The organism is Thermobacillus sp., assembly GCF_003390775.1.
Classification (GTDB): domain Bacteria; phylum Bacillota; class Bacilli; order Paenibacillales; family Paenibacillaceae; genus Thermobacillus; species Thermobacillus xylanilyticus.
This window is the reverse complement of sequence record NZ_QEWA01000037.1, coordinates 22,321-48,971: the sequence shown is the minus strand read 5'-3', so window position 1 is coordinate 48,971 and position 26,651 is coordinate 22,321. Positions and strand designations below refer to the sequence as shown.

The window sequence follows — 26,651 nt, the reverse complement described above, 5'->3', positions numbered from 1 at the left end:
AAGGTTCACCCCTGTCCCATAAGACTTAGGAAATCAATGCTTTTTCAAGCCGCGCGAGCTTGCCCGACAAGCTGCCGTCGTACAGACGGTCGCCGATCCGCACCATGACGCCTCCGATCAGCGAAGGATCGACTTCCTGCTCCGCGCGGATCGTCTTGCCGGTCACCTTGCCGAATTGCTCCGCGATCGCGGCCAGTTCGGCTTCGCCAAGCGGTTTCGCCGTGTAGACGATCGCCCTGGCTTGTCCGGATGCGTCGCCGGCAATCCTGGCATAGGCGCGGTAAACGCCGGGGAGATCCGCCTGACGGCCCCGTTCGATCAGAAGACGAATGAATCTCGTGAGCAGGTCGGACGTTTTGCCCGCCAGCGCCTCTTCCAGCACCGAGATCTTGCGCGAAGTTTCAATATTCGGAGAGCCCAGGAACGCCTTGAATTCCGGCGTCTGTTCCAGCGCGTCGACGAGCGCCTTCAGCTGCTGCTCGACATCCCACACCAGATCCTGCTGCGCCGCGGCTTCATAGAGTGCCTTCGCGTAGCGCTTCGCTGCGACCGAATCCGCACTCATGACGTTTTCCCTACTTCTCTCAGATATTGATCAACGAGTTGCTCGTGAGCCTTCCCGTCAACCTGCTTCTCGAGGATTTTCGATGCAATTTGCACGGACAATCCGCTGACTTGCCGGCGCAATGCGGCAATTGCGTTGTTCTTCTCGTTCTGGATTTCCCGGATCGCTTCATTCTTCAGGCGGTTCGCTTCTTCACGCGCGGCCTGAATAATCTCATCAGCTTGTTTCTGGCTGGTTCTGCGGGCGGACTCGATAATTTCCTGCGCTTCCTTCCGCGCTTCCTCGAGCGCCCGTTTCTGTTCGGCGAGCTGCCGCTCCGCTTCCCGGCGGCTCGCTTCCGCTGCTTCAATCTCTTCGTTGACGAGCTGACGTCTTTTTTCCATTACGCCGAACAGCGGCCCGAATGCATATTTGTTGAGCAGCCAGTACAGCAAAGCGAATGCGATGATCGCAATGACTGTCGATTCCCAATGGAACGACATCTGCAACGCTCCTTTCCCTGGATGGTCAGATCCCCCGCGGCATCACACAAACAGAAGGCGTGGAGGCATACGCCGTCCCCGCCCCGCGTGAAATATACGGTTTGAAGTTTAAGCTTGGAAGAACATCAGGAATCCGAGAACGACGCCGATGAGCGGAACGACCTCGACGATACCGACACCGATGAACATCGTCGTCTGGAGAGCGCCGCGAGCTTCCGGTTGACGGGAAATGCCTTCAACCGTTCTGCTGACGATCATACCGTTACCGAAACCTGCGCCGATTGCGCCCAGACCAACTGCAATTGCTGCTGCCAGAAATTCCATTGTAGAGTTTCCTCCTCTGAACTTTGTTTTCGCATTCTTATGTGCATCCGCCCGGCCGGCGGGTTGAATCCCGGATCCGGCCCCGGACTTGAAAAGGGGGTCAATGTTCCTCGTGGACAATGGCCTGAGAGATGTAGACCATCGTCAGGATGGTGAACAGGAACGCCTGCACGGCGCCTACAAATATACTGAAGCCCTGCCATACGGCGAGGAGCGGAATACCGGGTATTCCGAGCAACAGAATCGTCGCGATGAGCAGTTCGCCCGCGTAAATGTTCGCATATAGACGAACAGCCAGCGTTACCGGCCGCGCCACCTGCTCAATCAGGTTGAGCGGGAAGAAAATCGGAAACGGCTTGAAGTAATGCGCCAGATAGTGTTTCCGGTTCATCTTCAATCCCAGGTAGTGGATCAGGAAGAACACAACGGTCGCGAGGCCCAGGTTGACCATGATGTCGGCCGTCGGCGATTTCCACCAGGCGACCTGCGCATGGCCGCCGTGCTCATCGATATACTCCTGCGAGACAACCGTGGAACCGAAGAGTTTGAATTCCTCGTGGTGTTCCGTGACAATGCCGAAGGGAAGACCGAGAAGGTTGGAGACGAAGATGAACATGATGAGCGTCATCCCGAGTCCGATGAACTGCTTCACCTTCGAAAGCGGCATGGTGCTGGCAATCGTGTTGTGAACGAAGTCCACGACCCATTCCAGGAAGTTCTGCAGCTTGGAGGGGTTGCGGATCGACAGATTTCGCGTCGCCAGTTTTGCCAGAACGAAGACGATCACGCCGGAAACAACGATAGCCAGGATGGACGACAGGTCAAGATTGAAGCCGCCGACCTGTACGACAGGAAATACGTGCATGTCGAATTCTCACCCCTTTCCATTCCTGACATCCCTGTTTTGTACAGCCGCAAAGAAAAATACCGCGATCTGGACGTAAAAACAACCCGCCAATGTTGCAGGAAGCGAGAAATATTCGGGGAACCGGTAGCTTGCCATGACCGCCAGCAGAATCACCGCCAGCCTGCCCGCCAGCCCGAGGCTTGTCCGCTTTCCGCCCTCGAGAGCGGAACGGGCGATCATTTCCACCCGTCTGCGTAATAAAAACGCATTCACAAGACTGCCGCAAATGCCAAGCAACAGTCCGGCGGCAACGGTTCGACCTTCCGGGTACAAAGCCCAGGCCATCAGCAGGGCCGACATGGTGAACAGCGACAGTCGGACGGCTCTTTTTAAAATATCATCCATCTGAATCCCCCAGTACGAACTTCACCATCGCCACACAGGAAAGGATTCCGACCAGAAGTCCGCCCAACAAGCCGGCAACGACCCAGCCGGGCGTTCCGCCGAGCCGCGCGCCGAGCCAATACCCGGCCGTCATGCACACGGCGACATTGACGCCCATTGCGCCCACAAGTGCGGCAGCACGCCAGGGATTGTCGCCCTTGCTCTTCTTGTTCATGCTCCGTACCCCGCTAATCCCAATATATTTTAGCCGCGAGCGAGAAGCTTTGTCAATTCGGACAGAATCGAACATTTCGTGAACGTGTGACGGAAATCATTGATTTCTCAAGCATCCCCAGCATTGGCAATCGTACAGCTTACAGTTGTTCTGTTCGGTTTTCAGGCCTGCCCGGCAGGTGGAGGATCATCCAGTCGAACCCCCCTGTCCGGTGAGCAGACTCAGGCGGATCCTGCGGGCGGCCGGATCGCAGCGGCATCCGCGCCGCTGCCTGCGCCGCCTCCCGGATCAATCCGCCGGGCCGGTCCGCGCCCGCTCCGGCGTCCGCTCGGGAACGAACGGTTCCGGGCGGCTGTCCCGCCGGCCGAAATGATGCAGGATCGCCTGCGCGATCCGTTCGGACGCGCGGCCGTCGCCATACGGATTCACCGCGCCCGCCATCCGCTCGTACGCCGCCCTGTCGGTGAGCAGCTTGCGCGCGGCGGCGTACACCTGCTCCTCATTCGTGCCGACGAGCTCAAGCACGCCCGCCTCGATGCCCTCCGGCCGCTCCGTCGTGTCGCGCAGGACCAGCACCGGCACGCCGAACGAGGGCGCTTCTTCCTGCAGCCCGCCGGAATCGGTCAGGATCATGTAGGCGTGCGGATAGAAGTTGTGGAACTCGAACACGTCGAGCGGGTCGATGAGCCGGATGCGCTCGTGGCCGCCGAGGATTTCGTTCGCGGGCTCGCGCACTGCCGGGTTCAGGTGCACCGCGTAGACGATCGCCACGTCGGGGAACTCGTCCGCGATCCGCTTCACCGCGCGGAAAATGTTCCGGTGCGGCTCGCCGAGCGCCTCGCGCCGGTGCGCCGTCATCAGGATCAGGCGACGGCCCTTCGCCCAGTCGAGCACCGGGTGGCTGAAGGTCGGGTCGACCGTGTACTGGAACACATCCGTCACCGTGTTGCCCGTTATGTAGATGGACGACTCCGGCTTGTTCTCCCGCCGGAGATTGCCGGCCGACCATTCCGTCGGGGCAAAGTGCAGGTCCGCGAGCACGCCGGCGAGCTGCCGGTTCATCTCTTCGGGGTACGGCGACATCTTGTTCCAGGTGCGCAAGCCCGCCTCGACGTGGCCGACCTGAATCTGGTTGAGGAACGCCGCATAGCTGGCGAGGAACGTCGTCGACGTGTCGCCGTGCACGAGCACAAGATCGGGCCGCGCTTCCTTCAGCACCGGGTCGAGCCCGTTGATCACGTTCACCGCGATCTCGGCCAGCGACTGCCGGTCCTTCATCACATTCAGATCATAATCCGGCTTGATCTCGAAGAAATCAAGCACCTGGTCGAGCATCTCGCGATGCTGCGCGGTGACGCACACGATCGTCTCGATCTCATCCTCATGTTTCTGCAGTTCGAGCACGAGCGGCGCCATCTTCACGGCTTCCGGCCGCGTGCCGAACACTGTCATCACTTTCAGTCGTGCCAAGCTGTCATTCACGCTCCCATCACTTCGTGCCGAACAGACGGTCGCCGGCGTCGCCGAGCCCCGGCACGATGTAGCCGCGCTCATTGAGCCGCTCGTCGACGGCGGCGACGTACAGGTCAACATCCGGATGCGCCGCCTGAAGCGCCTCCACCCCTTCGGGCGCCGCGATCAGGCACATCAGCTTCAGATGCCGGCACCCCCGCGCCTTCAGCGCGGACAGCGCCGCGATCGCCGAACCGCCGGTGGCGAGCATCGGGTCGATGACGATGAGCAGCCGCTCCTGCGCGTCGGTCGGCAGGTTGAGATAGTATTCCACCGGCTGCAGCGTCTCCTCGTCCCGCTGCAGCCCGATATGGCCGACCTTCGCGGACGGGATCAGTTTCAGAATGCCGTCGACCATGCCGAGCCCGGCGCGCAGGATCGGCACGAGGCCGATCATCCGGCCGGACAGCACGCTGGATTCCATCTTCGCGACCGGCGTCTCAATCGTCGTCTTTGCCAGCGGCAAGTCGCGCGTAATCTCGTACGCCATCAGTGTCGCGACCTCGCCGACGAGATCGCGGAAATCTTTCGTAATGGTGTTTTTGTCCCGGATAATCGTAAGCTTGTGCTGGATCAATGGATGATCGCACACGACTACCTTGCCCATTGGCTGCCTCCTCCCGGCGTCCCGGCGGCTCGCATGCTGGACCGTCCGGGTGCTGATCCCGTCCATTATATCATGTTCCCGGGCAAACGGCATCGTCTTCCGTCCGCGGCCAAAAAACGTTCACCCGACCCGCACCGGATTCCAGCTTCCCGGACTGCCGCCTCCTCCGCCGCCTTCGTCTTCATCTTCCGGATCTTGCGGCACGATGAGCGACGTGGTGCCGCCTCCCGACTCCACGTAGATCGGATGCCAGGGCGCCGCCGCGATGTTGCCGCCGACCCCGATGTAGCCGCCCGAATGGAACTCGAGCGGGTTCTGCCGGGTGATGCTACCCTCGATCAGCAGGTCGCCGCCCGTGTCAATCCGGTTCGTGCAGCAGGTGTACAGGGAGCCGATGAGCAGGTCCTGCCCAATGTTGAATTCGACCATGGTGTTCTGGAACCGCAACTCGCTTTCGACGATCATTTTGCCGCCGATGTTGATCCGGGACGCGTTGGACAGCCGCACGTAGTCCGCGTAGAAGTCTCCCGCGATGTTCAGGTTCGGGGCGTTGGTCGGCGTGAACTCCCCGAGCACGTAGAAATTCCCGCCCTCGCCGTTCAGCTTGTGCGTCGTCACGTTGAACACGGTCGTGGGCGAGATGCTCGCGCCGAAGGCGATGTTGCCGTAGACGGTCAGATTGAAGCCGTTCGAGGTCACCCCCTGCGGGAACAGCACGGTGCCGTACACCGTCATCGTCAGGTTGTTGAACGTCGGCTTGTTCTCCAGAATCAGCACGACCGGATTCGACGGGCTGCCGAACGTGACGTCGACCGCGTCCCAATAATTGTCGGACGGAATCCGGAGCACCGGCGGATCGGGCATGTTCGCGGCCCAATTCTCCCAGACCGGATCCGACACGCAGTTGCCGGTGCAGGCCGCCTGCGCGGCGATCGGAAGATACGCATCGATCCAGCCGCCGTAGTCGTCATACGCGTTGTCCTGATAGTACGCGATGGCGGCGCCGATCGCTTCGGACAGTTGTTCCAGATTGGTCGGATCGACGTTGAGGATGCTGGGCTCGTCGTAGCTGCCGCCCACGTACATCGTCCCGTTGCCGGCCGGCACGACCATCCGCTGGGAATCGTCCGTCACCACATGGGGGTCCGCCGTCCCCATCGTCGGCGCGAACAGATACTCGACCGTCTTCTTGCGCTTCGCCGCGCCCGCCCCCGCCTCGACTTCCACGGTGACGATGTACCGGCCCTGCGCTTCCGGCGAGATCTCCGCCTTGTAGCGGACCGGCACGTTCTCCGGCGTCTCATACGACCATTCGACGAATCCGGGATAGTCTTCCAGATACGCGCCCCGGTCGACGCCGCTGTCTTCGGCATAATCCCTGAGATACGCGAACACCGATTCCATCCCGCCCAGCGCGAGACGTTCCGCCAGTCTCTCGTTGCGGGAGGTCAGAACGTCCAGCGCCGAGTTCGCAAGCAGTGTCAGGATGAGCGGCACGACGACGGCCAGCAGGAGCACGAGCATGAACACGTAGGTGAAAGCCGCAGCGCCCCGTTCATTTTTCACCCGCGAGATCCATCCCCCCGTCATCGGTCCGCCTCCTTTCCCTTCCGCTGAAAAAACATCCGCCGCCCGCGTCACGCCGAGGCATGGAACAGCTTCACCGCCGTCTCGACCGCGCGGGGTCCGTCGCTCGTCACGAAGGTCACCGCCAGCCGGACCACCGCCCCGCCGCCGACGGACGCGCCCGCGACGGGCACTCCCTGCGCGTTGTACAGCCGGATGTCCTCCACGACGGCCGGCAGCTCGCGCGGTCTCGCGTACAGTTCCGGGCGAGTCGCCAGTCTGATCGCGGCGTCGGTCACGTTCGCCAGCTTGCCCGCGGGCGATTCGCCCTCGCTGAACGCGTACAGCGTCAGCGTCCCGCCCTCCGCGTCGAACACGATCGCGCGGGCGCCGCTGCCGTTGGTCATGCGAATCTCGTCGCCGGCCGCGGACACGTAGACCGTCGTCGCGTCCGCCAGCTCGGCGGCCAGCCGGTTCATCGCCCCGTTCATCGCGGACTTGTCCATGTAGCGCTCCATGCCGCCCGTCGTCGCGTTGTGGATCGCGTAGTAAACCGAGAACGCCACGGCCAGCACGATCATCGTGATCGTCATGGCCGCCAGCAGCTCCGTCAAGGTCGTGCCCCGTTCATCGCGCGTCACGGCGCATCCCCCCAGGACACGGTGACCGTCAGCAGCGCGGGCGTCGGCTTGCCGTTCTCCGATACCGTCACGATCGTCTGCAGCGACAGATGCTTCGGCCCGAACGACTGATCGTTGTAGGCGACCGGATCGGTCCCGCTTCCCAGCGCCGCGATCTGGTAGACGACCGAGAAGCCGTCCGCCTCCTGTTGGTTCGCGGGCAAGCCGTTGTTGTTCCGAAGTTGATCGCTGGCGTAGCTGAGCTTCTCCTCCGCCAGCCGGAGCGCCCGCGTCTCCAGATCCGCCGTCCGGTCGGCCAGCGCCATGTGCTGCGACAACGCCAGAAAGGCGGCGACGACGATCCCCAGAATCACGGACGCCCCCAACACTTCCACCAGCGAAGCGCCTCTCTGATCCTTCACTCGCCATCACCGCCTTGAATTCCGGCCTCCGCGCCGGAAAACTTGCCTTCGTAACCGGTTCCCGCGTACAGCGCCAGCGTGATCGTCACCGCCATCGGCCGTGAGTCCCACGACGCGTCGGCCGACTGCGCCGCGACGCGCCACGCCGGAATCGTCACCAGCCGCTCCAGCTCGCCAATCCTGCGTACGAAATCCGCCGCCTGTTTCCACGTGCCCGCAATCTCCAGCTCGTAGCGGATTTCCTCATAGGCCCCGTTGCCGCCTTGACGCCCGGAAGAGGACGACTGCGGTTGCTGCGTCACGCCGATGCCCTCCGCCAGTTCGCCGATGATGCCCGGAAGCTCGGCACTCGGGACTTCGGCTCCGGAGCCGGTGGAGAGGCTGATGATCTCCACGCCGCTCTCCCGGCCGATCTCCCGCAGGGCGAGGATGAACGCCTCCCGCTCGGGGCGTGTCGGCACCCGGCGGAGCAGCGCCGCCAGCTCGTCCATATCGACAACCTCGGCGGCCTTCCGCTGCATTTCGGCCGTCAACGCCGAAGATTTCTCCGCGTAGCGCCGCTCGAGCTCCCGCTGCTCCTTCAAGGCCGGGTACAGGAGGAAGCCGGCCAGCATGCCGAGCAGCACCAGCGCCGCCGCCGCCGCGAGCAGCATGACGGTCACGGGTTTCGGCATGTGCGCGTGCCGGACGGCGGCCTTGACGGACAACCCATTGTCGCGGTCGCGCCCCGTCATGACCCCGCCCCCTCCGTTCCGGTCGGATTGGCCAGTTGGAGCTCGATGAGGGCCGAATACACCGGGACCGCCCGCACGGCGGCGCCGTCCGCCGTCAGGGACGATTCAAGCCGGATGCTGACGACCGCCGCGTCCGCGACCGGCTCGGCCTCCCGCAGCGCCGCGGAATAGGCCGCGATCCCGGCCAAGTCCGACATCCTTACCGACAGCGTCACCTTGCCATTCTCGTCGGCCGCGACGGACGCGATGGACGAGCCGCGGGGCAGCAGGCCGCCGGCCAGCTCGAACATCGGCCCCCAATCGCGGCCGGAGCGCTCCAACCGCTCCACCAGCTCGCGGTACGCCGTCACGTCCGCGTAGCGCGGCGGCCGCTCCGATGCGAGCAGCTCCAGCATTTGCGTTTCCAGGCGGGCGATCTCCGCCTCGTACATCCGGTTGGTGTCCCGGTACTGGTCATACAACAGGAAAATGCCGACGGCGACAACCGCCGTCACCATGATGATCGCGGCGATCACCGGCTTCAGCAGCCGGCGGGACAGCGGCACGCGCGGCAGGAGGTTGATCGGTCTCATGGCCCGATCCCCCTGAGCGCGAGCCCGATCGGCACGGCCAGCGACAGGAACGCCTGCTCCGCCTCGATCGTGCGCATCCGGAACGCCTCGCCGCTGACCAGGCTGATCTCGGCATTGAGATTCGTGGAACCGGCAAGCTCCAGCATGATCCGCTCGAGATACGGAACTTCTCCCGACAGCAGAATCCGGTCGATGCTGCGGTCCCGGAACCGGAGATTGTAGCGGAAGAAGATCAGGAGCCGCTCGATCTCCTGGACCAGCTCGCCGCAGGCGCGCCGCAGGGCGGCGGAATCGCCGCTCTCCGGATCGGGAAACGCGATCGGGATGCTGCGCGCCACCCGGAGCTCGCCGTTGTGGATCATCCCGAGATCGGACATCCGGTCGCCCACATCCGCGAGCAACACCGTTTTGCCGGGTTCCGCCTGTCCCGTCCGCTCGATGAGCCGCAGCAGCGACAGGGGCCGGATCTCGATGCTCTTCACGGCGAGTCCGGCCAGGGCAACGACCTCCGCGTACTCGCGGATCGTCTCCAGCGGCGCGGCGACCAGCATGACGTCGCGCAGCGCATCCCCGCCCGCCGGAGCGGGGGAGCCCAGCTTCACGAAATCAAATTGCGGCGAGTCGAACGGAAGCGGAATGCGGTGCTCCAGCTCGAACTCGATCACCTTGCGCAATTTCTTATCCGGCAGGTCGGGCAGCTTCAGGAAGCGGATCATGACCGAAGAGCCGGGCAGGGCGATGTGCACCTTGCGCGTGCGGGGCTGAAGCCGCCGCATGAGGCTGCGCAGCGTTTCGGCCACCGCTTCCTTCTGCAGGATCCGGCCTTCCCGGATGCTGTCGTCCGGCAGCCGCTCTGCCGCGTGCCGGTTGATCGCCGCCCGGGACTTCGAGCGCACCGTGATTTCCGCCGCCTTCGCGGCAAAATCGGTGATCTCCAGCCCCAGGGCGAAGCGCTTGTTCCACATCTGCCGCACCTGCCCGTGATTCCTAGGATGTGAACAGCTTCAGATATCCGTCGATCCATTGTTCGCCGAACCAGTAGGCCAGGAGCGCGCCGGCGGCGATGAAGGGCCCGAACGGCACCTCCATCCTGCGGCGGAATTTGCCGGCCATCATCAGCCAGACGCCGTACAGGCTGCCGAGCAGGCTGGCCGCGAACACGGCCGGCAGCGTCAGCTTGACGCCGAGCATCAGGCCGGCGAACGTCCAGAGCTTGATGTCGCCGCCGCCCATGCCGCCCTTGCTGACGAATGCGAGCGCCAGCATCAGCCCGCCGCCCAGCAAGGCGCCCAGCAGATAGTCCCACCAGGGAAGCGGATGCGAGAAGATCCGCGCAACAAGCCCGGCCGCGAGGCCGAAGAAGACGATCTTGTCCGGGATCAGCATCGTCCGCAGATCGCTGTGCGCGGACGCGATCAGGACCGACGCGAGCAGAAGCCCGGCGGCGAGCTCCGCGTCCGGTCCAACCCGCCACGCGGTGACGGCGAACGCCGCCGCCGCGGTCAGCTCCCCGATCGCATAGGCCGGCGAGATACGGCCCTTGCAATAGCGGCACCTCCCGCGAAGCAGGAGGTAGCTGGCGACCGGGACGAGATCGAGCGGGCCCAGCCGGTGTCCGCAATGCATGCAGTGCGAGGGCGGCGCGACGATCGACTCGCCCCCCGGAATGCGAATGGCGGCGACGTTCAGGAAGCTGCCGATGAGCAGCCCCAGGAACGCCGCCGTTAATACGGTAAGTGAAAGTTCGATGGTCATGTTGAGCTAAAGGTAGCCTCCGTAATCTCAGTGTTAGGCGTACCGGTATCTTCAACATAAACCTTTACGGTGTAGGTGTTGCCGCTGAGCGTGATGACCACAGACCCGAATTGCGCGACCTTTTTCGACTGTGATTGCGGAACCGCGTTGAGAAAACCGTCCGCAACCAATTGTTGCACGGTTACCGTTGTGCTTGACGCGGTCAAGTCATTGGCAAGTGCGTAGCGAAGCCCGGCATCCTTGATCAGGTTCAGGCTGCCGATATCCGCCTGCAATTTCGAACGATTGATGACACCCGTTACAGAAGGCACGGCGATCGCCAGAATGATGCCGAGGATGATGAGCACCGCGAGCAGTTCGATAAGCGTCAGACCCTTTTGGTTCCGCGGCAACCGCAGAAGTTTCCTGCTCAACACTTCCATTCCAACTTCCTCCATTCATAGAGATGGAATAATCTATGGGCTCAGCCCATGTTCCGGGTGATGTCCATCATCCGGAAGACCGGAAGGAACATCGCCATGACAATGATGCCGACGATGCCGGCCATCCCCAGAATCATGAGCGGCTCCAACAGGGATTTCAGACGGTCGCTCGTCCGGTCGGTGACCGATTCGCAATACTCGGCGATCCGGTCCAGCACGGTGTCGAGCGCGCCGGACTTCTCCCCGATCGCGATCATGTGCGCGACCATCGGCGGGATCAGGGGCGACTCGCGGAACGCGTCGGCGATCGGCTCGCCCTTCCGCACCCGTTCGTGCGCGTCCAGCACGATCCGCCTGATCGCCTCGTTGCCGACCACGCTCGCGGTGATCGACAGAATGTTCAAGATCGGAACCGCGGCGATGTGCAGCGTGCCGAACGTGCGGCTGAAGCGGGCAAGGATCTGGTTGATCCGGAGCGGCCCCAGCACCGGGATGCGCAGCAGGGCGTAATCGATCGCGTAGCGCCCCTTCGGCCGGCCGCGGACCAGCTTGTACAGCAGCGCCGCCAATATCGCCGGCAGCGGCAGCAGGAACCAGGTGTGCTTCAGCGCGTCGCTCAGCCCGAGCAGCATCCGGGTCAACCCCGGGAGCTCGGCGCCCGAGTCCCGGAACGAGGCGACGAATCGGGGCAGGATGAACGTGACCAGCGCCACCGACACGACGGCCGTCAGGACGGCCAGGAACGCCGGGTACATCATCGCCGAGCGCATTTTCGTCCGCGTGTTGTGGTCCTTCTCGTACTGGGCGGCGAGCCGCACCAGAATCTCGTCCAGCTTGCCGCTCGCCTCGCCCGCCCGCACCATGCTGACATAGACATCCGAAAAGACGGCCGGATGCTTCGCCGCGGCCTCCGACAGCTGCAGCCCCATCTGCATGTCGCGGACCATCTGCCGCAGCACGTTGCGGAAATCTTTGCCCGACGTCTGCCAGACCATGATCTGCAGCGCGTCGACGAGGCTGATGCCGGCGCGGTACAGCGTGGCGAGCTGATGGCAGCAGACGACGAACTCCTCCAGCTTCACCTTCGGCCCGCCCGTCAGCGGGATCGAACGGTTAAGGAAGCCGGGCGCCGGTTCGGACAGCCGGATGATCCAGAGCCCGTCGCCGCGCAGTTTCTCCGCCGCCGACCGCTTGTCCGGCGCCTCGACGGAACCGCGCTTCGAACGTCCGGACGCGTCGACGGCAAGGTATCGATATTTCGCCATGTCCGGAGCTCCCTCCCGCGGGCCCGCGCTATCCTTCGTCGACGACCCGCAGCACTTCGCTTACCGTCGTCAGTCCGGCCGCCGCTTTCGCCAGGCCGTCATGCAGAATCGGGATGAGGCCGCCGTGCCGGGACGCATGGTCCCGGTATTCGTTGTCCGCCCGCTTCCGCAGGATCAGATTGCGCAGGCCGTCGTCGCAGAACAGCACTTCGTGGATCGCGAGCCTGCCCCGGTAGCCGGTGCGCAGGCACTCCGCGCAGCCGGCGCCGATGAGCAGCTTGTCGGCCCGGATGCCCGCCGCCGCGAGCAATTCCGCCTCCCGCCCGGACGGCGCCCGCTCCGCCGCGCAGTAGCGGCACACCTTGCGCACGAGCCGCTGGGCGACGACGCACCGGAGCGCGGAAGCGACGAGGAACGGCTCCACGCCCATGTCGATCAGGCGGGTGATCGCGTTCACCGAGCTGTTGCTGTGCAGCGTGCTGAGCACGAGATGCCCGGTCATCGCCGCGCGCACCGCGATCTCGGCCGTCTCGACGTCGCGGATTTCGCCGACCATGACGATGTTCGGGTCCTGGCGCAGGATCGCCCGCAGCCCGCGGGCGAACGTGAGCTCGGTCCGCGGATTGACCTGGATCTGGTTGATCCCCCGCATCCGGTATTCGACGGGGTCCTCGATCGTCATGATGTTGACGTCTTCCCGGTTCAGCCGGGCGAGCGCCGAGTAGAGCGTCGTCGTCTTGCCGCTGCCCGTCGGTCCCGTGATGAACACGATGCCGTAAGAGCTGGCGATGCCTTTCCGGAACAGTTCGAGGTTGTGCGGCGAAAATCCGAGCTGCTCCAGTTCCATCAGAGACTGCGACAGGTCGAGGATCCGCATGACGATTTTCTCGCCGTGGATGGTGGGCAGCGTGGAAATGCGGATGTCGATCTTGCGGCCCGCGATGTTCATTTCCACCCGGCCGTCCTGCGGCAGGCGGCGCTCCGCCACGTTCAGCCCGGACATGACCTTGATGCGGGCCGCGATGACGCCCTGCATGTTCGGCGGCAGCGTCCGCTCCGTGCGCATCACGCCGTCCACCCGGTACCGGATGAGCAGCGCGTCCGCCTGCGGGTCGAAGTGGATGTCGCTCGCGCCGATCAGCACGGCCTGCTGGATGATCTGGTTGACGGTCCGCGCGACCGGGGAATCCTCTTCCTCCTCCGGTTCCTCGTCCCGGGTCCCGGCCTCCCGCACCGCCAGATCCTGCATCACCTGGTCGACCGATTCCTGGAGGCCGTAGTACCGCCGGATCGCGTGATCCAGCTCTTCGCTGGAGACGATGGCGGGCTCGATCCACATCCCCGTCGCCATGCGCAGTTCTTCGATCGCGTAATAGTCCAGCGGGTCGGACATCGCGACGATCAGCTTGTTGCCTTCGATCCGGTAGGGGAGCACCTTGTGCGTCTCCGCGAGCATCCGGGGAACCATCTGGATCGCGCGCGGGTCGATGTTCTCCCGGTAGAGCTGGACGTGCGGAATGCCGAGCTGGAATTCCAGAACCTCGATCCGCTGCTGCTCGGTGATGTAGCCCATGGCGATCAGCACGTCGCCGAGCCGCATGTTGCGCTCCTTGCCTTCGCGAAGGGCCTCCTGCAGCTGTTCCTCGGTGATCAGTCCGGCCTGAATCAGCAATTCGCCCAACCGCACCCGCAGACCCGATCACCACCCCTGCCATTAGTCCCATCTATGAATCTATATACTAGATCTATTAACCTATTTCAAGAAACTAATTTACCACTTCCATGCAATTTCGTCAACCATTTTCATCGCGGTCTGGGCGGTTTTTGGGACTATTGTATCAGATGCGCTCTGCCAAACCGCCCGCGCCTTGCGAGCATAAAAAAAACCGGCCGGGAAACTTTCCCGACCGGTCGTCCTTCGCTTCCGATCCAAGCGCTCAATATTCGAGATCCGGGTACAGCGGATACTGTTCCGTGAGCTCCTTCACGATGCCGCGCGCCTTGTCCAGCACCGCCTCGTCCTTCGGGTTCTTCAGCGTCATCGCGATCACGCCCGCGATCGTCTTCATCGCTTCCTCGCCCATGCCGCGGGACGTCACCGCAGGCGTGCCGATCCGGATGCCGCTCGTGATGAACGGGCTCGTCGGATCGAACGGGATCGCGTTCTTGTTCACCGTGATTTTCACGGAATCGAGCACATGCTCCGCGTCTTTGCCGGTGATGTTCAGGTTGCGCGTATCGACGAGCATCAGATGGTTGTCCGTGCCGCCGGACACGAGGCTCAGCCCTTCCGCCTGCAGCGCCTCCGCGAGCGTCTTCGCGTTCTTCACGACGTTCTCCGCGTACGTCTTGAACGACGGCTGCAGCGCTTCGCCGAGCGCGACCGCCTTCGCCGCGATGATGTGCATGAGCGGGCCGCCCTGGGTGCCGGGGAAAACGGCCTTGTCGATCGCCTGCGCCCAAGATTTGCGGCACAGGATCATGCCGCCGCGCGGGCCGCGCAGCGTCTTGTGCGTCGTCGTCGTCACGAAATGCGCGTGCGGCACCGGGCTCGGATGCAGGCCCGCCGCGACGAGGCCGGCGATGTGCGCCATGTCGACCATGAGCAGCGCGCCGACTTCGCGCGCGATTTCGCCGAGCTTCTCGAAATCGATGATGCGCGGATAGGCGCTGGCGCCCGCCACGATCAGCCGCGGGCGATGCTTGAACGCCGCCTTGCGCACTTCTTCATAGTCGATCGTGTGCGTGTCTTCGCTGACGCCGTAAGCGACGAAGTTGTACAGCAGGCCGGACGCGTTCACCGGGCTGCCGTGCGTCAGATGGCCGCCGTGCGCCAGATTCATGCCGAGCACCGTGTCGCCCGGCTTGAGCACCGCCAGGTAGACGGCCATGTTCGCCTGCGCGCCGGAGTGCGGCTGCACGTTGGCGTGTTCCGCGCCGAACAGCTCCTTCGCGCGATTGCGGGCAATCTCTTCCGCGATATCGACGTATTCGCAGCCGCCGTAATACCGCTTGCCCGGGTAGCCTTCCGCGTATTTGTTCGTCAGCACCGTGCCCATCGCTTCGAGCACCGCGCGGCTGACGATGTTCTCCGAAGCGATCAGCTCAAGGTTGTCCCGCTGCCGCTGCAGCTCCAGCCCGAGCGCCTTGACGAGCTCCGGATCCTGCTTGCGCAAATATTCCATTCGTGTCCGCCTCCCGGCTATATTTTCAATAAAAAGACTTCCCCGATACGTTGCGTTCCCGCTTACCGTTCCGCCTGATCGTCCGGTTCGAGGACATAAACCGCCCGCGCGCCGCCGATCAGCTTCGGCCGCGTATAAGCCATCGTCACATGCGCCTCGCCGATCGTCCGCACGGACGGCCGGACCGGCACCGCCACCGGACGAAGATGCATCCCGATCAGCGTGTCGCCGATGTCGATGCCGGCGTGCGCCTGCACGGACTCGACCAGGCAGGCGTCCGGCAGGTTCCGGTAGGCGAAGGCCGCCATCGCTCCGCCCGCGCCCGGAATCGGCACGGCCGACACTTCCGTGAGGCCGTACCGCTCCGCCGCTTCGCGGGTCGTCACCAGCGCCCGGTTCAAATGCTCGCAGCACTGAAACAGCGGATGGAATCCGATGTCGCGCCGCACCGCCTCGACGCCTGCGAATATCGCCCGCGCCACTTCGCCCGAGCCGGACGAACCGATCCGGCGGCCGATCACTTCGCTCGTGCTCGTCCCGATGACGAGCAGCTGGCCGGCTTTCAGCCCGCCGGCGGCCGCCAGTTCGCGGATGCAGCGCTCCGTGTCCTCCGCAATCGATTGAAGACGCGCTTCATCCATGGCGTCCGACCTCCCGCCTCACGCCTGCCGGCGCTCGATCGCCATCACTTTGTTCACGCGGTTCACGTGCCGCTCGCCCTGCGAGAACGGCGTCTCGAGCCAGACGCGCACGATCTCCTGCGCGAGACCGGGACCGATCACCCGCTCGCCCATCGCCAGCACATTCGAGTCGTTGTGCTCCCGCGTCGCCTTCGCCGAGAACAGATCGTGCACGAGCGCGCAGCGGATGCCGGGCACCTTGTTCGCGGCGATCGACATGCCGATGCCCGTCCCGCAGATCAGGATGCCGCGGTCGGCTTCGCCCTTCACGACCCGCTCGCAGACCGGAATCGCGTAGTCCGGATAGTCGACCGACTGGCTGCAGTCGCAGCCGAAATCTTCGACTTCGTGGCCGAGCTCCTTGAGCAGCGGCACGATCTCGTCCTTCAGCCTGAAGCCCGCATGATCCGCGCCAATTGCAATCTTCATTGCAGTCCGCCTCCCCTAGCATGGATGAACTTATTATGCCTTCAGCTTCTGTGAAAAAGACAAAAAAGAGCATGACGCGCCATTCAGCGCGAATGCTCTTTGCCCAGGCGACCGGCCGATATCGTCCGATGCTCCACCGTGGTTCCCCACTTAACGTCGCCAGTCACATCGGACCCGTGATTTTGTCAAGTCCATCATAGCGGAAGTTTCGTGAAAAATCAATCGGCTTCCGCGAGCTTCTTGACCAGCTTGTCCAACGCGGCGTCCAGCTCGTCCGCGACCTGGCGGTACAGCTCGATCGGCCCGCCGAACGGATCGGCGATATCGAAATCCGGAACCTTGCCTTCCAGCTCCAGCAGCCGCGCCCGTTCCTCGTCGCTCAGCTTCTCGCCGATGGCCTGACGGAGATGCCATTCCATGTACAGCCGCTCAAGCTCCTTGATCTCCGCCAGCACCTCCGGCCGGTCCTCCACATATTCCTTCAGCGTATGCGTCTTCTCGAGCGCCTCCGGGTACCGTTCCAACAGCATCCGTTTGTGGCCGGTCGTCATCGTCAGGATGAGATCCGCCCATTTGACCGCCTCGGCCGAGACGGCGCAGGATTTGCCTTCATGCGGCACCTGCCGCTCGCGAAGCACTTCCGATGCATGCGCGGACATCGGGATGCCGTCTGCCGCCGCCACGCCGGCCGAACGGACTTCAACCGGCACGCCGCGTTCCTTCGCCTTGGCCTTGAATAGTGCTTCGGCCATCGGGCTGCGGCACGTATTGCCGGTGCAGACGAACAGGACATGGACCACGCCGCATCCCTCCTTCATTGTACGACTAACCGCCCCCGGTAGTTTATTATAGTAAAAACATGACCCCGAACGCGAACAAAATCGCTCCGCCGCACGTCTCGCCGTATTCGCCGAGCCCGATTCCGACCTTCCGTCCGAGAAGCAGCCCCGTGATCGACATCGCGCCGCCGAAAAAACCGAACAGCAGCACCGTCATGACGAGATCCGCCGCGAACATGCCGAGCGATACGCCGACCGAGAACGAATCGATGCTGACCCCGAGCGCCAGCAGCAGCATGCCGAGCGGCGAGCGGTGATCGAACTGCACCGTATGCTCGCGGCGCAGCGAGCTGTACACCATGTGGCCGCCGAGCAAGAGAAGCAGCAGCCCGCCGGCCTTCGTCGCCACGCTGCCGAGCAGCCCGCTGACCGCCTGCCCCGCCGCCAGGCCGAGGAGCGGCATCAGCATGTGGAACGCCGCCACGACGGCGCCCAGTTTCAGAATATCCAGCTTCCGGATGCCTTTGAGCCCGATGCCGATGCCAAGCGAGAAGGCATCCAGCCCGAGCGCGAACGCGATGGTCAGCAGCGTGAGCAGCTGACCGGTCTGCGCAGCGTCCACCGACATGAATCCGACTCCTTCCGCACAGGGTCTCCCCGTATACCTATGCGGACAAGTCCGGATTCATGTCCGTCCGGCGTTACACCCGGACGATCCGCCCGCCGGCCGCCTTGGCGAGCCGGTTCATCAGCGCGAGCCCGATCCCTTCCGGCGGGCATCCCTCGGCCCAGATCCGGCCGATGCCGCGCGCATCGAACTCGCGCAGCGCGGCATACAGGCGCTGTGCCGCCTGCTCGGGCCGCGCCAGGCTGCCGCAGACGACGACCGCGTCGGCGTCGTAGTAGCCGGCGTGCTCCTCGAACGTGAGCACGCCGGTGCGGCAGCCGGCCGCGCGGGCCGCGGCCGCTTCGCGGCCGATCCAGGCGCGCACCGCTTCGCCGTCGCCGATGACGAGCGTCATCTCGCCGCGGGGCGCGTAGTGCGCGTACTTCATGCCGGGCGAACGCGGCGCCGCATCCCGGTTGCTCTCTCCTCCGGGCTGATCGCCGCACTCTTCGCCTTCGCCGCTCGCAGCTCCCTCGGCGACAACGTCGCAGCCCGCCGCTTCCGCGAGTGCTTCGCGCGTCACGCCGCCCGGCCGCAGCACGCGGATGCGATCGTCCTCGACCATGACGACCGTCGATTCCAGGCCGACCTCGGCCTGCCCTCCGTCGACGACCCCGTCGATCCGGCCGGCCAGATCTTCCAGGACGTGGGCCGCCAGCGTCGGGCTCGGCCTGCCCGAACGGTTGGCGCTCGGCGCCGCGACCGGACAGCCGGCGGCGGCGATCAGCCGGAGCGCGACCGGATGCGCCGGCATCCGCACCGCGACCGTATCGAGCCCCGCGGTCACCTGCGGCGCCGCCGCGCCCGGCCTGACCGGCAGCACGATCGTGAGCGGCCCCGGCCAGAACGCCTCCATCAGCCGGGCCGGAATCTCGCCGTACGGCAGCACAAGCTCCTCCAGCTGCCCCCGATCGGCGATATGAACGATGAGCGGGTTGTCCGACGGCCGCCCTTTCGCCTCGAACACCCGCCGCACCGCCTGCGGATTGCGCGCATCCGCGCCCAGACCGTACACCGTCTCCGTCGGAAACGCCACGATCCCGCCCTCGCGCAGCGTCCGTGCCGCTTCCGCGATCGCGGGCTCGTCAGCGGGCCATACCTTCGTCTCCTTGTTCACCTGTTGCTTCCTCTTTCTTGTCCGGCCCTCAAGCCCGGTTCGTCATTGCCAATCATTATACCACCAGACGCCCGAGGCTCGGCAACCGTTCAGCCGAACAGCCGCTTGAAGAAGTCCAGGATCCGCTGCAGCAGTTCCCATACGGCAAACTTCACTTCCACATCCTGTGAAGCCTTGGCCTTGGCGGGGCCGTCTTGCGTATCATGCGCCGCATGCGCCGACACTTCCGTCCCGCCGCTTTCGGCCGCGTCTTTCTTGACGGCTTCGCCTTTGTCCGCCTTGCCGGCGCCCACCGCATCGGCAAAACAAAGCGGAGGGAACAGCACGCACCACCAGTTCTCGCCTTTCCCTTCCCCGAGGGTGATGAGCAGCGCTTCGTATTGCCCCGCGGGGTACACCCGGTTGCCGTAAATCTTCGCCGGGAACGGAACGGGGCCCAGCTTCACGGTGGCCGGATAGCCGAATCCCCGCATTTCCAGCTCCCGCTTCACCAGCGTCTCCAGTTCGGGCAGGGCGCCGGCGATCGCTTCCCGCGCTTCCCCGATTGAATCCGCCCCGGCCGTTAACATGCTCAATTCGTCTGCTATGGCGTTCCGGACATGGCGCTTGACCGCCTGATCCGCAGCGGAATCCGAGTTCGCCAGAATCCGGATCCGGATGGATTCCTCCGGAATGGCGCCTTCCACAATCGCAGCGTTGTTCTGCGCATTCTCCCAGGACATCGCCAGCAGCATCACCAGTAGCACGACATAGCCATAAACCGGACGATAAGGAAATACGGACGGATAATTGCGGATCACCATGTTCACACAAGCTCCTCTGACGGCACCCGTCGGCGCCCAGGCTTGCGTTCCGGAACGACTGTATCCCCAAGTATGCCCGCTCTATCATTCTTTCAAACCCGCGTACTGACAGATTTCCGCTTCGCTCCATCCTTCCTCCATTTGTCGGAAGCGCAATGCGCCGACATGCTGTTCCGCATTCGCTGGCCGGAAGGATACCGTTGTCCGCGCTGCCAATCAACCGCATACAGCGTCATCCGCACCCGCAGGCTGCCGCTCTACGAGTGCGCCGTCTGCCGCAAGCAATGTTCCGTCATTTCCGGCACGGTGATGGAGCGGAGCCGCACCCCGTTGTCCAAGTGGTTCACCGCCGCCTCCCTCATTGCGTACAACTGTGTCAGCGCTGTTTACCTGAGCCGGAGAATCGGCGTAACCTACAAGACAGCCTGGCTCATGCTGCACAAACTTCGCAACGCCATGGCCGGCGCTGTCGAAGGCGACCTGCTGACCGGCCTCGTCCGTCTGGATCTCGGCAAAGCCAACCGCCGCCTGATTCCGTCGCCGGACGGTCTGCATCCGACGGAGCACCCCTACATCATCGGCGCGTCCATGAACGGGGCTGGCGAACCGGAACGTGTCCGGATCGCGATCGACTGGGGCGGTGACACCTATCCAGGAAAAATCACTCCCGAAGGCGCGCTTCGCTTCATCGGACAACACGTCGACAAGTCCGCTTCGGTCGATCTGACCGTCGATGATTGGGGGCGGACGGGCGGGCTGGCCATCAAGAAAGTCGGATGGTCGATCGAGGACGATATTCGCATGTTCCACCACACGGTCGGCGCCAAGCATCTGCATTACTATTTGCAGGAAGGCGTCTACCGTTACAATACGGCTCGTTCCGGCACGAACGTGCTGACAGCTTTGATGCGGGTGACAGGCTCCGGCGGCGCTCCCGACCGGCGCGCCATCGTCGGGCGGCCTGTTCCGCCGCAGCCTGACTGGACTTCGTACCGCGATGTGCACAGGATGATCCGCAAAATGCGTGAGCTGGCAGCCGAACGGATGCCGGGCAAATCCAGCGCCTGATCCGCAGCCGCAATCCGCGGATGGTTCGTGGATGGTTCATGAATGGTTCATGGATGGTTCATGAATGATTCGCGCATGGTTGGCATATCGTTCGCGGGTGGCTGGCGGATAACGTCGTGACTCGGCTGGGTGTGCGCTTGCGCTTGAGCGTTTGTGCCAGGGTGGAGAGGTACTTTTGGGCCCGCTTTTTCGGTATCCCCTTCGCTCAGGTCAAAAAAAAAAAAAAAAAAAAAACGGCGCCGCCGGATTGGTGTCTGCCCATGCAGCATCAAATGCCGGCTCCGAACGGACAGCAGCGCCATCCAGGCGCGTCGTTCACGTTCACGCCTGGAGTACTCTCGTTCAACGGCAAGTTGACGCGGACGCTGGTATCCTCTTGGCCCACTTTTTGGGTATCCCCTTCACTCAGGCAGAAAAAATATCCCATCCCCGGATGGGTCGTGCAGCCTCAATTCCCAGATCCGAATGGACGCTGGAACCTTCGTTCAACGGCGGACCGCCGCCCTGCTGTTGATGGTTCCGGCCAAACGAAAATCCCCTCCTGAGCGAAGGGGATACCGCGCAAAGGGGGCAAAAGGATCGGTGTCCGATGTCATGTACATGTATCAGAAAAACGGCCCGCCTGAGCGAAGGGGATATCGCAAAAGCGGGCGGAACAGACATATGGCGGCCACAGGCAGGGAAAAGAGCTTATGGCGCCGAGGCGATGACGTGGCGCTCGATGCCCGCGTAGTCGCGGACGATGCGGATGTCGGGCCAGAGACCGGTTGCATCCAGCAGGCCGGCGACGTCGCGGGCCTGTCCGAGGCCGACTTCGAAGGCGACGATGCGCGGCGCGGACGGCAGCGTCCGCAGCTGGGCCGTCATGCGGCGGTACGGATCGAGCCCGTCGGCGCCGCCGTCCAGGGCGAGCCGCGGCTCGTAGTCGCGCACTTCGCGCTGCAGGCCGGGCAGATCGGACGACGGGATGTAGGGCGGATTGGACACCACGATATCGAGTACACGGTCGTCCCCGCCTTCCGCAGCGAACGGCTCGAGCAGGTCGCCGCGGATGAAGGCGATGCGGTCCGACACGCCGTGCCGGTCCGCGTTCGCCTTCGCGACGGCGAGCGCGTCCGGCGACAGATCGGTCGCGCAGAGTCGCCAGTGCGGGCGCTGCACCGCCAGCGCGACGGCGATGGCGCCGCTGCCGGTGCCGATGTCGGCGGCGCGAAGACGCGCGCCGCCGCCGGCGTCCGGCCACAGCCGGTCGGCCGTCTCCAGCACGGCTTCGACGAGCAGCTCGGTCTCCGGCCGGGGAATCAGCACGGCCGGAGATACGGCGAACGGCAAGCCGTAAAACCACTGCTCGCCGGTAATGTACTGCACCGGCTCGCCCGCGGCTTTGCGGCCCACCATCGCCGCCCACTCCGCCAGCCGGCCGGCCGGCATCGGCTCGCGCCAATCGCGCAGCAGCGCGGCGCGGTCAAGGCCGAGCGCGTGCATGAGCAGCCGCTCGGCGTTCTCGCGCGGCTCGGACACGCCGCTCTCCGCCAAGAAAGAAGAAGCCTGCAGGCAGGCTTCTCCGATCGTGAGGCCCTCGGCCGGCTCGAAACGGGCGGCTTCCCTCCGTTTGTCCGCCATCCGGCAGCCTCCTTTCCGTTCGTTCCGTTCTTGTCGTCTTTGACGCCATGCCGCCTCAAGATCAGACGATCGCCGCGTTCTCCTGCTCGAGCAGCTCGGCCTGCTCCGCCAGCGTCAGCGCGTCGATGATCTCGTCGATCTCGCCGTTCATGACGGCGTCGAGCTTATGCAGCGTCAGCCCGATCCGGTGATCGGTGACGCGGCTCTGCGGGAAGTTGTAGGTCCGGATCCGCTCGCTCCGGTCGCCGGTGCCGACCTTGCTCCGCCGCTCGCCCGCAAGCTTCGCCTCTTCCTCCTGCCGCCGCATCTCGTAGATGCGCGCGCGCAGCACCTGCAAAGCCTTCTGTTTGTTGTCGTTCTGCGACTTGCCGTCCTGGCACGTCGCGACGATGCCGGTCGGGATGTGCGTCACGCGCACGGCCGATTTCGTCGTGTTGACGGACTGGCCGCCGGCGCCGCTGGAACAGAAGGTGTCGACGCGGATGTCTTTGTCCAGAATTTCGACTTCGACCTCTTCGACTTCCGGAAGCACCGCCACCGTCGACGTCGACGTATGGATGCGTCCGCCCGACTCGGTCACCGGGATGCGCTGCACGCGATGCGCGCCGCTCTCGTATTTCAGCTTGCTGTAAGCGCCTTTGCCGGAGATCATGAAGATGACTTCCTTGAAGCCGCCGAGGTCGCTCACGTTCGCGTCCAGCAGTTCGACCCGCCATCCCTGGCTTTCGGCATAACGGGTGTACATCCGGTACAGGTCTGCCGCGAACAGCGCCGCTTCGTCGCCGCCGGCCGCGCCGCGGATCTCGACGATGACGTTCTTGTCGTCGTTCGGGTCTTTCGGCAGCAGCAGGACGCGGATGCGCTTCTCCAGCTCCTCCCGCCGCGCGGTCAGTTCCTCGATCTCTTGCTTGACCATGTCCCGCATTTCGTCGTCCAGCTTTTCGCCGAGCATCGCCTTCGCGTCATCCAGCTGCGCGACGACTTTCTTGTATTCGATATAAGCCTGATAGGCTTCTTCCAGATCCGATTGTTCCTTCGAATATTCGCGCAGCCGCTTCGGATCGGCCGCGACCGCGGGATCGCACAGCAGCTCGCTCAGCTTCTCGTAGCGGTCCGCCAGCGCCTGCAAACGGTCCAGCAACATCGATGAACACCCCTGCTTCCAAGTTCCGTACTTTTCATTATACCACAAACGCGCCCCCTGCGTGCCGGCATCCCGCGCCGAAGAGCGGCGGCAGAATCAACCATCTTTCAACGAAAAAAGGGCGCAAGGCCCTTTCGTCGCATGACCGGTTCGCGCGTCCCTAGACATTGAAGCGGAAGTGCATGATGTCGCCGTCCTGCACGACGTAGTCCTTGCCTTCGAGGCGCAGCTGGCCGCGCTCGCGCACCGCGTTCATCGAGCCGGCCGCCACGAAGTCCTCGTACGAGACGACCTCGGCGCGGATGAAGCCGCGTTCGAAGTCGGAGTGGATGACGCCGGCCGCCTGCGGCGCCTTCGTGCCCTTGCGGATCGTCCAGGCGCGGACTTCCTGCTCGCCGGCCGTAAAGTACGTCTGCAGGCCGAGCAGTTTGTAGGCCGCCTTGATCAACCGGTCCAGTCCGGATTCCTTGATGCCGAGCTCCTCCAGGAACAGCGCCTTGTCTTCGCCGTCGAGCTCGGCGATCTCGGCCTCCACTTTCGCGCTGATCGGCACGACTTCGGCGCCTTCCGATTCGGCGTAGGCCCGGACAGCCTGGACGAGCGGATTGCCGTCCGCGTTTGCCGCTTCGGACTCGCTGACGTTCGCCGCGTACAGCACCGGTTTGCTCGTGATGAGGTGCAGGTCGCGGACGAGCAGCTTTTCGTCGTCGTCCAGCTCCACGCTGCGCGCCGGCTGGTCATTGTAGAGCGCCTCGCGGATCCGCTCCAGCACCTGGACTTCCTGGATATATTTTTTCTCCCCGCTCTTCGTGTTCTTCCGGGCGCGCTCGAGGCGCCGCTCCACCGTCTCGAGGTCGGCGAGAATCAGCTCCAGGTTGATCGTCGCAATGTCGCTCAGCGGATCGACCTTGCCGGAGACGTGGGTAATATTTTCATCCTGGAAGCAGCGGACGACGTGCACGATCGCATCCACTTCGCGGATGTGCGCCAGAAATTTGTTGCCGAGCCCTTCGCCCTTGCTCGCGCCGGCGACGAGGCCGGCGATGTCGACGAATTCGAAGGCGGTCGGCACTTTCCGCTGCGGTTTCACCAGTTCGGTCAGTTTGTCGAGCCGCTCGTCCGGCACTTCGACGACGCCGACGTTCGGGTCGATCGTGCAGAACGGATAGTTCGCGGACTCCGCGCCCGCTTGCGTAATGGCGTTGAACAGCGTCGATTTCCCGACGTTGGGAAGACCGACGATACCCGCTTTAAGCCCCATGCTCTTGCAACTCCTTGTCCCTGGCCGTTATCATCTCTCGCCATTATACATGAGGGCTTTAGGTATTTAAAGTCAGGTCATCTCTCACGTGCTATTTCAGTTCATCATCAAAACACCCCAACACTTCAGCAATAATAAAAACACGCTGGCGGTTCTGACCAGCGTTGAAAGTAATCTATGCATGGAAACTTCCTTCATACTTGCGCCAAAAAGCTTCCATCCTCCACAATGTCAACTTGCAATACATTCTGGTCGGACTGAAGCATGTAAAGTTTATCGTCCTCGATCGTCATTCCCACCAAATTGATCACCGGGGATACGTAAGTGACAGAACCATAGTCAGACAATAAACTAACTTGGTTCTTGTCCCTCACTCGCAGCAATACTCTTTTCATTTTCAAGTACCTCCATTAGCTTCTCAATACTAAATACTCCGAATCCCTGGTGATGTTCCGGTACACGCTCAATGCGTTCCGCACTAGTATAAAGAAGCTGCTTGACTTTTGCAACAGACATTTGAGCCCCTGTCATTAGTGCCGCGGATACACCTGCTATTAAGGGTGCCGAGTACGATGTTCCCTCATCGTACTTCCCATCAAAGTATATAGATCCTGAAGTCAAAATATTCGGCTTGTTAAAGCCGGGTAGTCCCTTGCTGCTATAATCGGCAACCGCCAAAGACTGTTGTTTGATGGAACCAACCGTAATAACTTCAAACGAGCGTCCAGGACACCTTATGGAGCCTTCTTCTCCATCATTGCCACCGGCTGCTACAAAGAGTACCCCATTATGATGCGTATAGTAATTTACAACATCACATAAGGGGCATCCATGTCCCCTTCTGCAGTTCTCGATTTCAAACCCCAAAGACATGTTGACAACATGCACTTGCTGGCTTATTGCAAAGTCAATCGCCTTCAGAACATCCGTCAGTTTCAGATCATGATAATTTTGCCCAACTTTGCAGCTGATTAACCTGCTGCCTCTGGCAAACCGCTTAATTATATTAGCTACTTTATTCCCATGATCGATTACAGGCTGACTGCCGAATCCGGTAAAATCATGACGCTCTCTGACCCACTCTTCAGAGATTCCTGAATCTAATATGGCAACAACAACACCCCAACCGGTAAGTCCGGCTGATCGAAGCCTGGAGGCATCTACTTTTGGGACTATATTCAGCGGCGTATAATGCGAAGTCAAGGATCCGTGCTCAAGCAATGACCCATGGTCAGGTGCTTTAAATAAATAATCATATGCAACATGTTCCCGAATCCTTCTCACTGTTTGTTGGTCAGATTGAAATGCAATGATAGGCAGGACTGGAGATACGTATTCGATTTCTCCGCCAAAGAATTGTATACTTTTAATAATCGAATCGGTCGATTTTTGACGAAACTTTAGAATAAATGTTGCCATAAAGAGACGATCTCTCCGTCCAGATTATTGTGGAAGGAAACAATTCTATGGTTAGTATTATTTTTCCTCCATTATTAAAAAATTCTCATTCGAAAATCCAGATAAAAAAGCCCGCGCGAACCGTCATCCGCACTGGAGATGACGATGGCGCAGGCTTCGTGTTC

Annotated in this window: 30 protein-coding genes and 1 riboswitch; of the genes, 1 reads left to right on the top strand and 29 read right to left on the bottom strand. The window is 62.8% G+C overall.

Annotation, left to right across the window (positions count from 1 at the left end; translation table 11 throughout):
• Positions 1 to 25: 25 nt before the first annotated feature.
• The 25 genes from C6W55_RS09475 to spoIIR all read right to left on the bottom strand — a co-directional run bounded on the left by C6W55_RS09475 (position 26) and on the right by spoIIR (position 19,972).
• Positions 26 to 565, bottom strand: coding sequence for a F0F1 ATP synthase subunit delta (locus C6W55_RS09475; RefSeq protein WP_015256588.1), 540 nt, complete (start codon positions 563 to 565; stop codon positions 26 to 28).
• Entirely contained in the window at positions 562 to 1,047 is a 486-nt protein-coding gene (gene atpF, locus C6W55_RS09470) for a F0F1 ATP synthase subunit B (RefSeq protein ID WP_286892459.1), read from the bottom strand. The genes C6W55_RS09475 and atpF overlap by 4 nt, the downstream gene beginning before the upstream one ends.
• Positions 1,048 to 1,155: 108 nt before the next feature.
• Positions 1,156 to 1,371 carry a F0F1 ATP synthase subunit C gene (gene atpE / locus C6W55_RS09465; RefSeq protein WP_015256590.1) on the bottom strand — a complete coding sequence of 72 codons (216 nt, stop codon included), beginning with the start codon at positions 1,369 to 1,371 and terminating at the stop codon, positions 1,156 to 1,158.
• Between the two features lie 100 nt (positions 1,372 to 1,471).
• A complete protein-coding gene (gene atpB, locus C6W55_RS09460) occupies positions 1,472 to 2,236 on the bottom strand; it encodes a F0F1 ATP synthase subunit A (protein ID WP_286892458.1) in 765 nt (254 codons plus the stop codon).
• Between the two features lie 9 nt (positions 2,237 to 2,245).
• Positions 2,246 to 2,623 carry an ATP synthase subunit I gene (locus C6W55_RS09455; protein WP_015256592.1) on the bottom strand — a complete coding sequence of 126 codons (378 nt, stop codon included), beginning with the start codon at positions 2,621 to 2,623 and terminating at the stop codon, positions 2,246 to 2,248.
• Positions 2,616 to 2,837: a DUF997 family protein gene (locus C6W55_RS09450; protein WP_015256593.1), complete on the bottom strand. Its 222-nt coding sequence runs from the start codon at positions 2,835 to 2,837 to the stop codon at positions 2,616 to 2,618. The genes C6W55_RS09455 and C6W55_RS09450 overlap by 8 nt, the downstream gene beginning before the upstream one ends.
• Positions 2,838 to 3,125: 288 nt before the next feature.
• Positions 3,126 to 4,307 (bottom strand): non-hydrolyzing UDP-N-acetylglucosamine 2-epimerase, encoded by a 1,182-nt coding sequence (gene wecB / locus C6W55_RS09445; protein WP_286892457.1) that lies wholly within the window; start codon positions 4,305 to 4,307, stop codon positions 3,126 to 3,128.
• Between the two features lie 19 nt (positions 4,308 to 4,326).
• Positions 4,327 to 4,956, bottom strand: a complete 630-nt coding sequence (gene upp, locus C6W55_RS09440; protein WP_015256595.1) for a uracil phosphoribosyltransferase — start codon at positions 4,954 to 4,956, stop codon at positions 4,327 to 4,329.
• Positions 4,957 to 5,076: 120 nt separating this feature from the next.
• Entirely contained in the window at positions 5,077 to 6,546 is a 1,470-nt protein-coding gene (locus C6W55_RS09435; RefSeq protein WP_286892456.1) for a hypothetical protein, read from the bottom strand.
• A gap of 47 nt (positions 6,547 to 6,593) precedes the next feature.
• Positions 6,594 to 7,163, bottom strand: coding sequence for a PulJ/GspJ family protein (locus C6W55_RS09430; protein WP_015256597.1), 570 nt, complete (start codon positions 7,161 to 7,163; stop codon positions 6,594 to 6,596).
• The gene (locus C6W55_RS09425) at positions 7,160 to 7,564 is read right to left on the bottom strand and encodes a type IV pilus modification PilV family protein (RefSeq protein WP_015256598.1); all 405 of its coding nucleotides are present in this window, start codon (positions 7,562 to 7,564) and stop codon (positions 7,160 to 7,162) included. The genes C6W55_RS09430 and C6W55_RS09425 overlap by 4 nt, the downstream gene beginning before the upstream one ends.
• On the bottom strand, positions 7,561 to 8,298 hold the full coding sequence (pilO, locus tag C6W55_RS09420) for a type 4a pilus biogenesis protein PilO (protein WP_015256599.1): 738 nt from the start codon (positions 8,296 to 8,298) through the stop codon (positions 7,561 to 7,563). Before pilO ends, C6W55_RS09425 begins: the two co-directional genes overlap by 4 nt.
• A complete protein-coding gene (locus C6W55_RS09415; protein ID WP_015256600.1) occupies positions 8,295 to 8,870 on the bottom strand; it encodes a PilN domain-containing protein in 576 nt (191 codons plus the stop codon). The genes pilO and C6W55_RS09415 overlap by 4 nt, the downstream gene beginning before the upstream one ends.
• Positions 8,867 to 9,835, bottom strand: coding sequence for a type IV pilus biogenesis protein PilM (gene pilM / locus C6W55_RS09410; RefSeq protein ID WP_015256601.1), 969 nt, complete (start codon positions 9,833 to 9,835; stop codon positions 8,867 to 8,869). The genes C6W55_RS09415 and pilM overlap by 4 nt, the downstream gene beginning before the upstream one ends.
• A gap of 22 nt (positions 9,836 to 9,857) precedes the next feature.
• A complete protein-coding gene (locus C6W55_RS09405) occupies positions 9,858 to 10,625 on the bottom strand; it encodes a prepilin peptidase (protein ID WP_015256602.1) in 768 nt (255 codons plus the stop codon).
• Positions 10,622 to 11,047: a prepilin-type N-terminal cleavage/methylation domain-containing protein gene (locus C6W55_RS09400; protein ID WP_015256603.1), complete on the bottom strand. Its 426-nt coding sequence runs from the start codon at positions 11,045 to 11,047 to the stop codon at positions 10,622 to 10,624. The genes C6W55_RS09405 and C6W55_RS09400 overlap by 4 nt, the downstream gene beginning before the upstream one ends.
• Before the next feature lie 41 nt (positions 11,048 to 11,088).
• Positions 11,089 to 12,312: a type II secretion system F family protein gene (locus C6W55_RS09395; RefSeq protein WP_015256604.1), complete on the bottom strand. Its 1,224-nt coding sequence runs from the start codon at positions 12,310 to 12,312 to the stop codon at positions 11,089 to 11,091.
• Between the two features lie 28 nt (positions 12,313 to 12,340).
• Complete coding sequence (locus C6W55_RS09390; RefSeq protein WP_015256605.1) at positions 12,341 to 13,999, bottom strand: GspE/PulE family protein; 1,659 nt, start codon at positions 13,997 to 13,999, stop codon at positions 12,341 to 12,343.
• A gap of 250 nt (positions 14,000 to 14,249) precedes the next feature.
• Positions 14,250 to 15,497, bottom strand: a complete 1,248-nt coding sequence (locus C6W55_RS09385; protein WP_286892455.1) for a serine hydroxymethyltransferase — start codon at positions 15,495 to 15,497, stop codon at positions 14,250 to 14,252.
• A 62-nt stretch (positions 15,498 to 15,559) separates the two neighbouring features.
• Positions 15,560 to 16,138, bottom strand: coding sequence for a TIGR01440 family protein (locus tag C6W55_RS09380; RefSeq protein WP_286892454.1), 579 nt, complete (start codon positions 16,136 to 16,138; stop codon positions 15,560 to 15,562).
• A gap of 18 nt (positions 16,139 to 16,156) precedes the next feature.
• Positions 16,157 to 16,606: a ribose 5-phosphate isomerase B gene (gene rpiB, locus C6W55_RS09375; RefSeq protein ID WP_213485562.1), complete on the bottom strand. Its 450-nt coding sequence runs from the start codon at positions 16,604 to 16,606 to the stop codon at positions 16,157 to 16,159.
• A 94-nt stretch (positions 16,607 to 16,700) separates the two neighbouring features.
• Positions 16,701 to 16,783: riboswitch (ZMP/ZTP riboswitch) on the bottom strand.
• A gap of 41 nt (positions 16,784 to 16,824) precedes the next feature.
• The gene (locus tag C6W55_RS09370; RefSeq protein WP_286892453.1) at positions 16,825 to 17,406 is read right to left on the bottom strand and encodes a low molecular weight protein arginine phosphatase; all 582 of its coding nucleotides are present in this window, start codon (positions 17,404 to 17,406) and stop codon (positions 16,825 to 16,827) included.
• Between the two features lie 46 nt (positions 17,407 to 17,452).
• Positions 17,453 to 18,013, bottom strand: coding sequence for a manganese efflux pump MntP (locus C6W55_RS09365; RefSeq protein WP_286892452.1), 561 nt, complete (start codon positions 18,011 to 18,013; stop codon positions 17,453 to 17,455).
• Between the two features lie 73 nt (positions 18,014 to 18,086).
• A complete protein-coding gene (locus C6W55_RS09360; RefSeq protein WP_286892451.1) occupies positions 18,087 to 19,169 on the bottom strand; it encodes an L-threonylcarbamoyladenylate synthase in 1,083 nt (360 codons plus the stop codon).
• Between the two features lie 89 nt (positions 19,170 to 19,258).
• Entirely contained in the window at positions 19,259 to 19,972 is a 714-nt protein-coding gene (gene spoIIR / locus C6W55_RS09355; RefSeq protein ID WP_286892450.1) for a stage II sporulation protein R, read from the bottom strand.
• Between the two features lie 72 nt (positions 19,973 to 20,044).
• Here spoIIR and C6W55_RS09350 point away from each other — a divergent pair, with 72 nt between their 5' ends.
• Positions 20,045 to 21,040, top strand: a complete 996-nt coding sequence (locus tag C6W55_RS09350) for a transposase (protein ID WP_286892449.1) — start codon at positions 20,045 to 20,047, stop codon at positions 21,038 to 21,040.
• A gap of 690 nt (positions 21,041 to 21,730) precedes the next feature.
• Here C6W55_RS09350 and prmC read toward each other — a convergent pair.
• The 4 genes from prmC to C6W55_RS09330 all read right to left on the bottom strand — a co-directional run bounded on the left by prmC (position 21,731) and on the right by C6W55_RS09330 (position 26,487).
• Positions 21,731 to 22,663, bottom strand: coding sequence for a peptide chain release factor N(5)-glutamine methyltransferase (gene prmC, locus C6W55_RS09345; RefSeq protein WP_286892448.1), 933 nt, complete (start codon positions 22,661 to 22,663; stop codon positions 21,731 to 21,733).
• A 61-nt stretch (positions 22,664 to 22,724) separates the two neighbouring features.
• Positions 22,725 to 23,804 carry a peptide chain release factor 1 gene (gene prfA / locus C6W55_RS09340; RefSeq protein WP_041854679.1) on the bottom strand — a complete coding sequence of 360 codons (1,080 nt, stop codon included), beginning with the start codon at positions 23,802 to 23,804 and terminating at the stop codon, positions 22,725 to 22,727.
• A gap of 163 nt (positions 23,805 to 23,967) precedes the next feature.
• On the bottom strand, positions 23,968 to 25,068 hold the full coding sequence (ychF, locus tag C6W55_RS09335; protein ID WP_015256616.1) for a redox-regulated ATPase YchF: 1,101 nt from the start codon (positions 25,066 to 25,068) through the stop codon (positions 23,968 to 23,970).
• A 351-nt stretch (positions 25,069 to 25,419) separates the two neighbouring features.
• Positions 25,420 to 26,487: a S8 family peptidase gene (locus C6W55_RS09330; RefSeq protein ID WP_213486213.1), complete on the bottom strand. Its 1,068-nt coding sequence runs from the start codon at positions 26,485 to 26,487 to the stop codon at positions 25,420 to 25,422.
• Between the last annotated feature and the right edge of the window lie 164 nt (positions 26,488 to 26,651).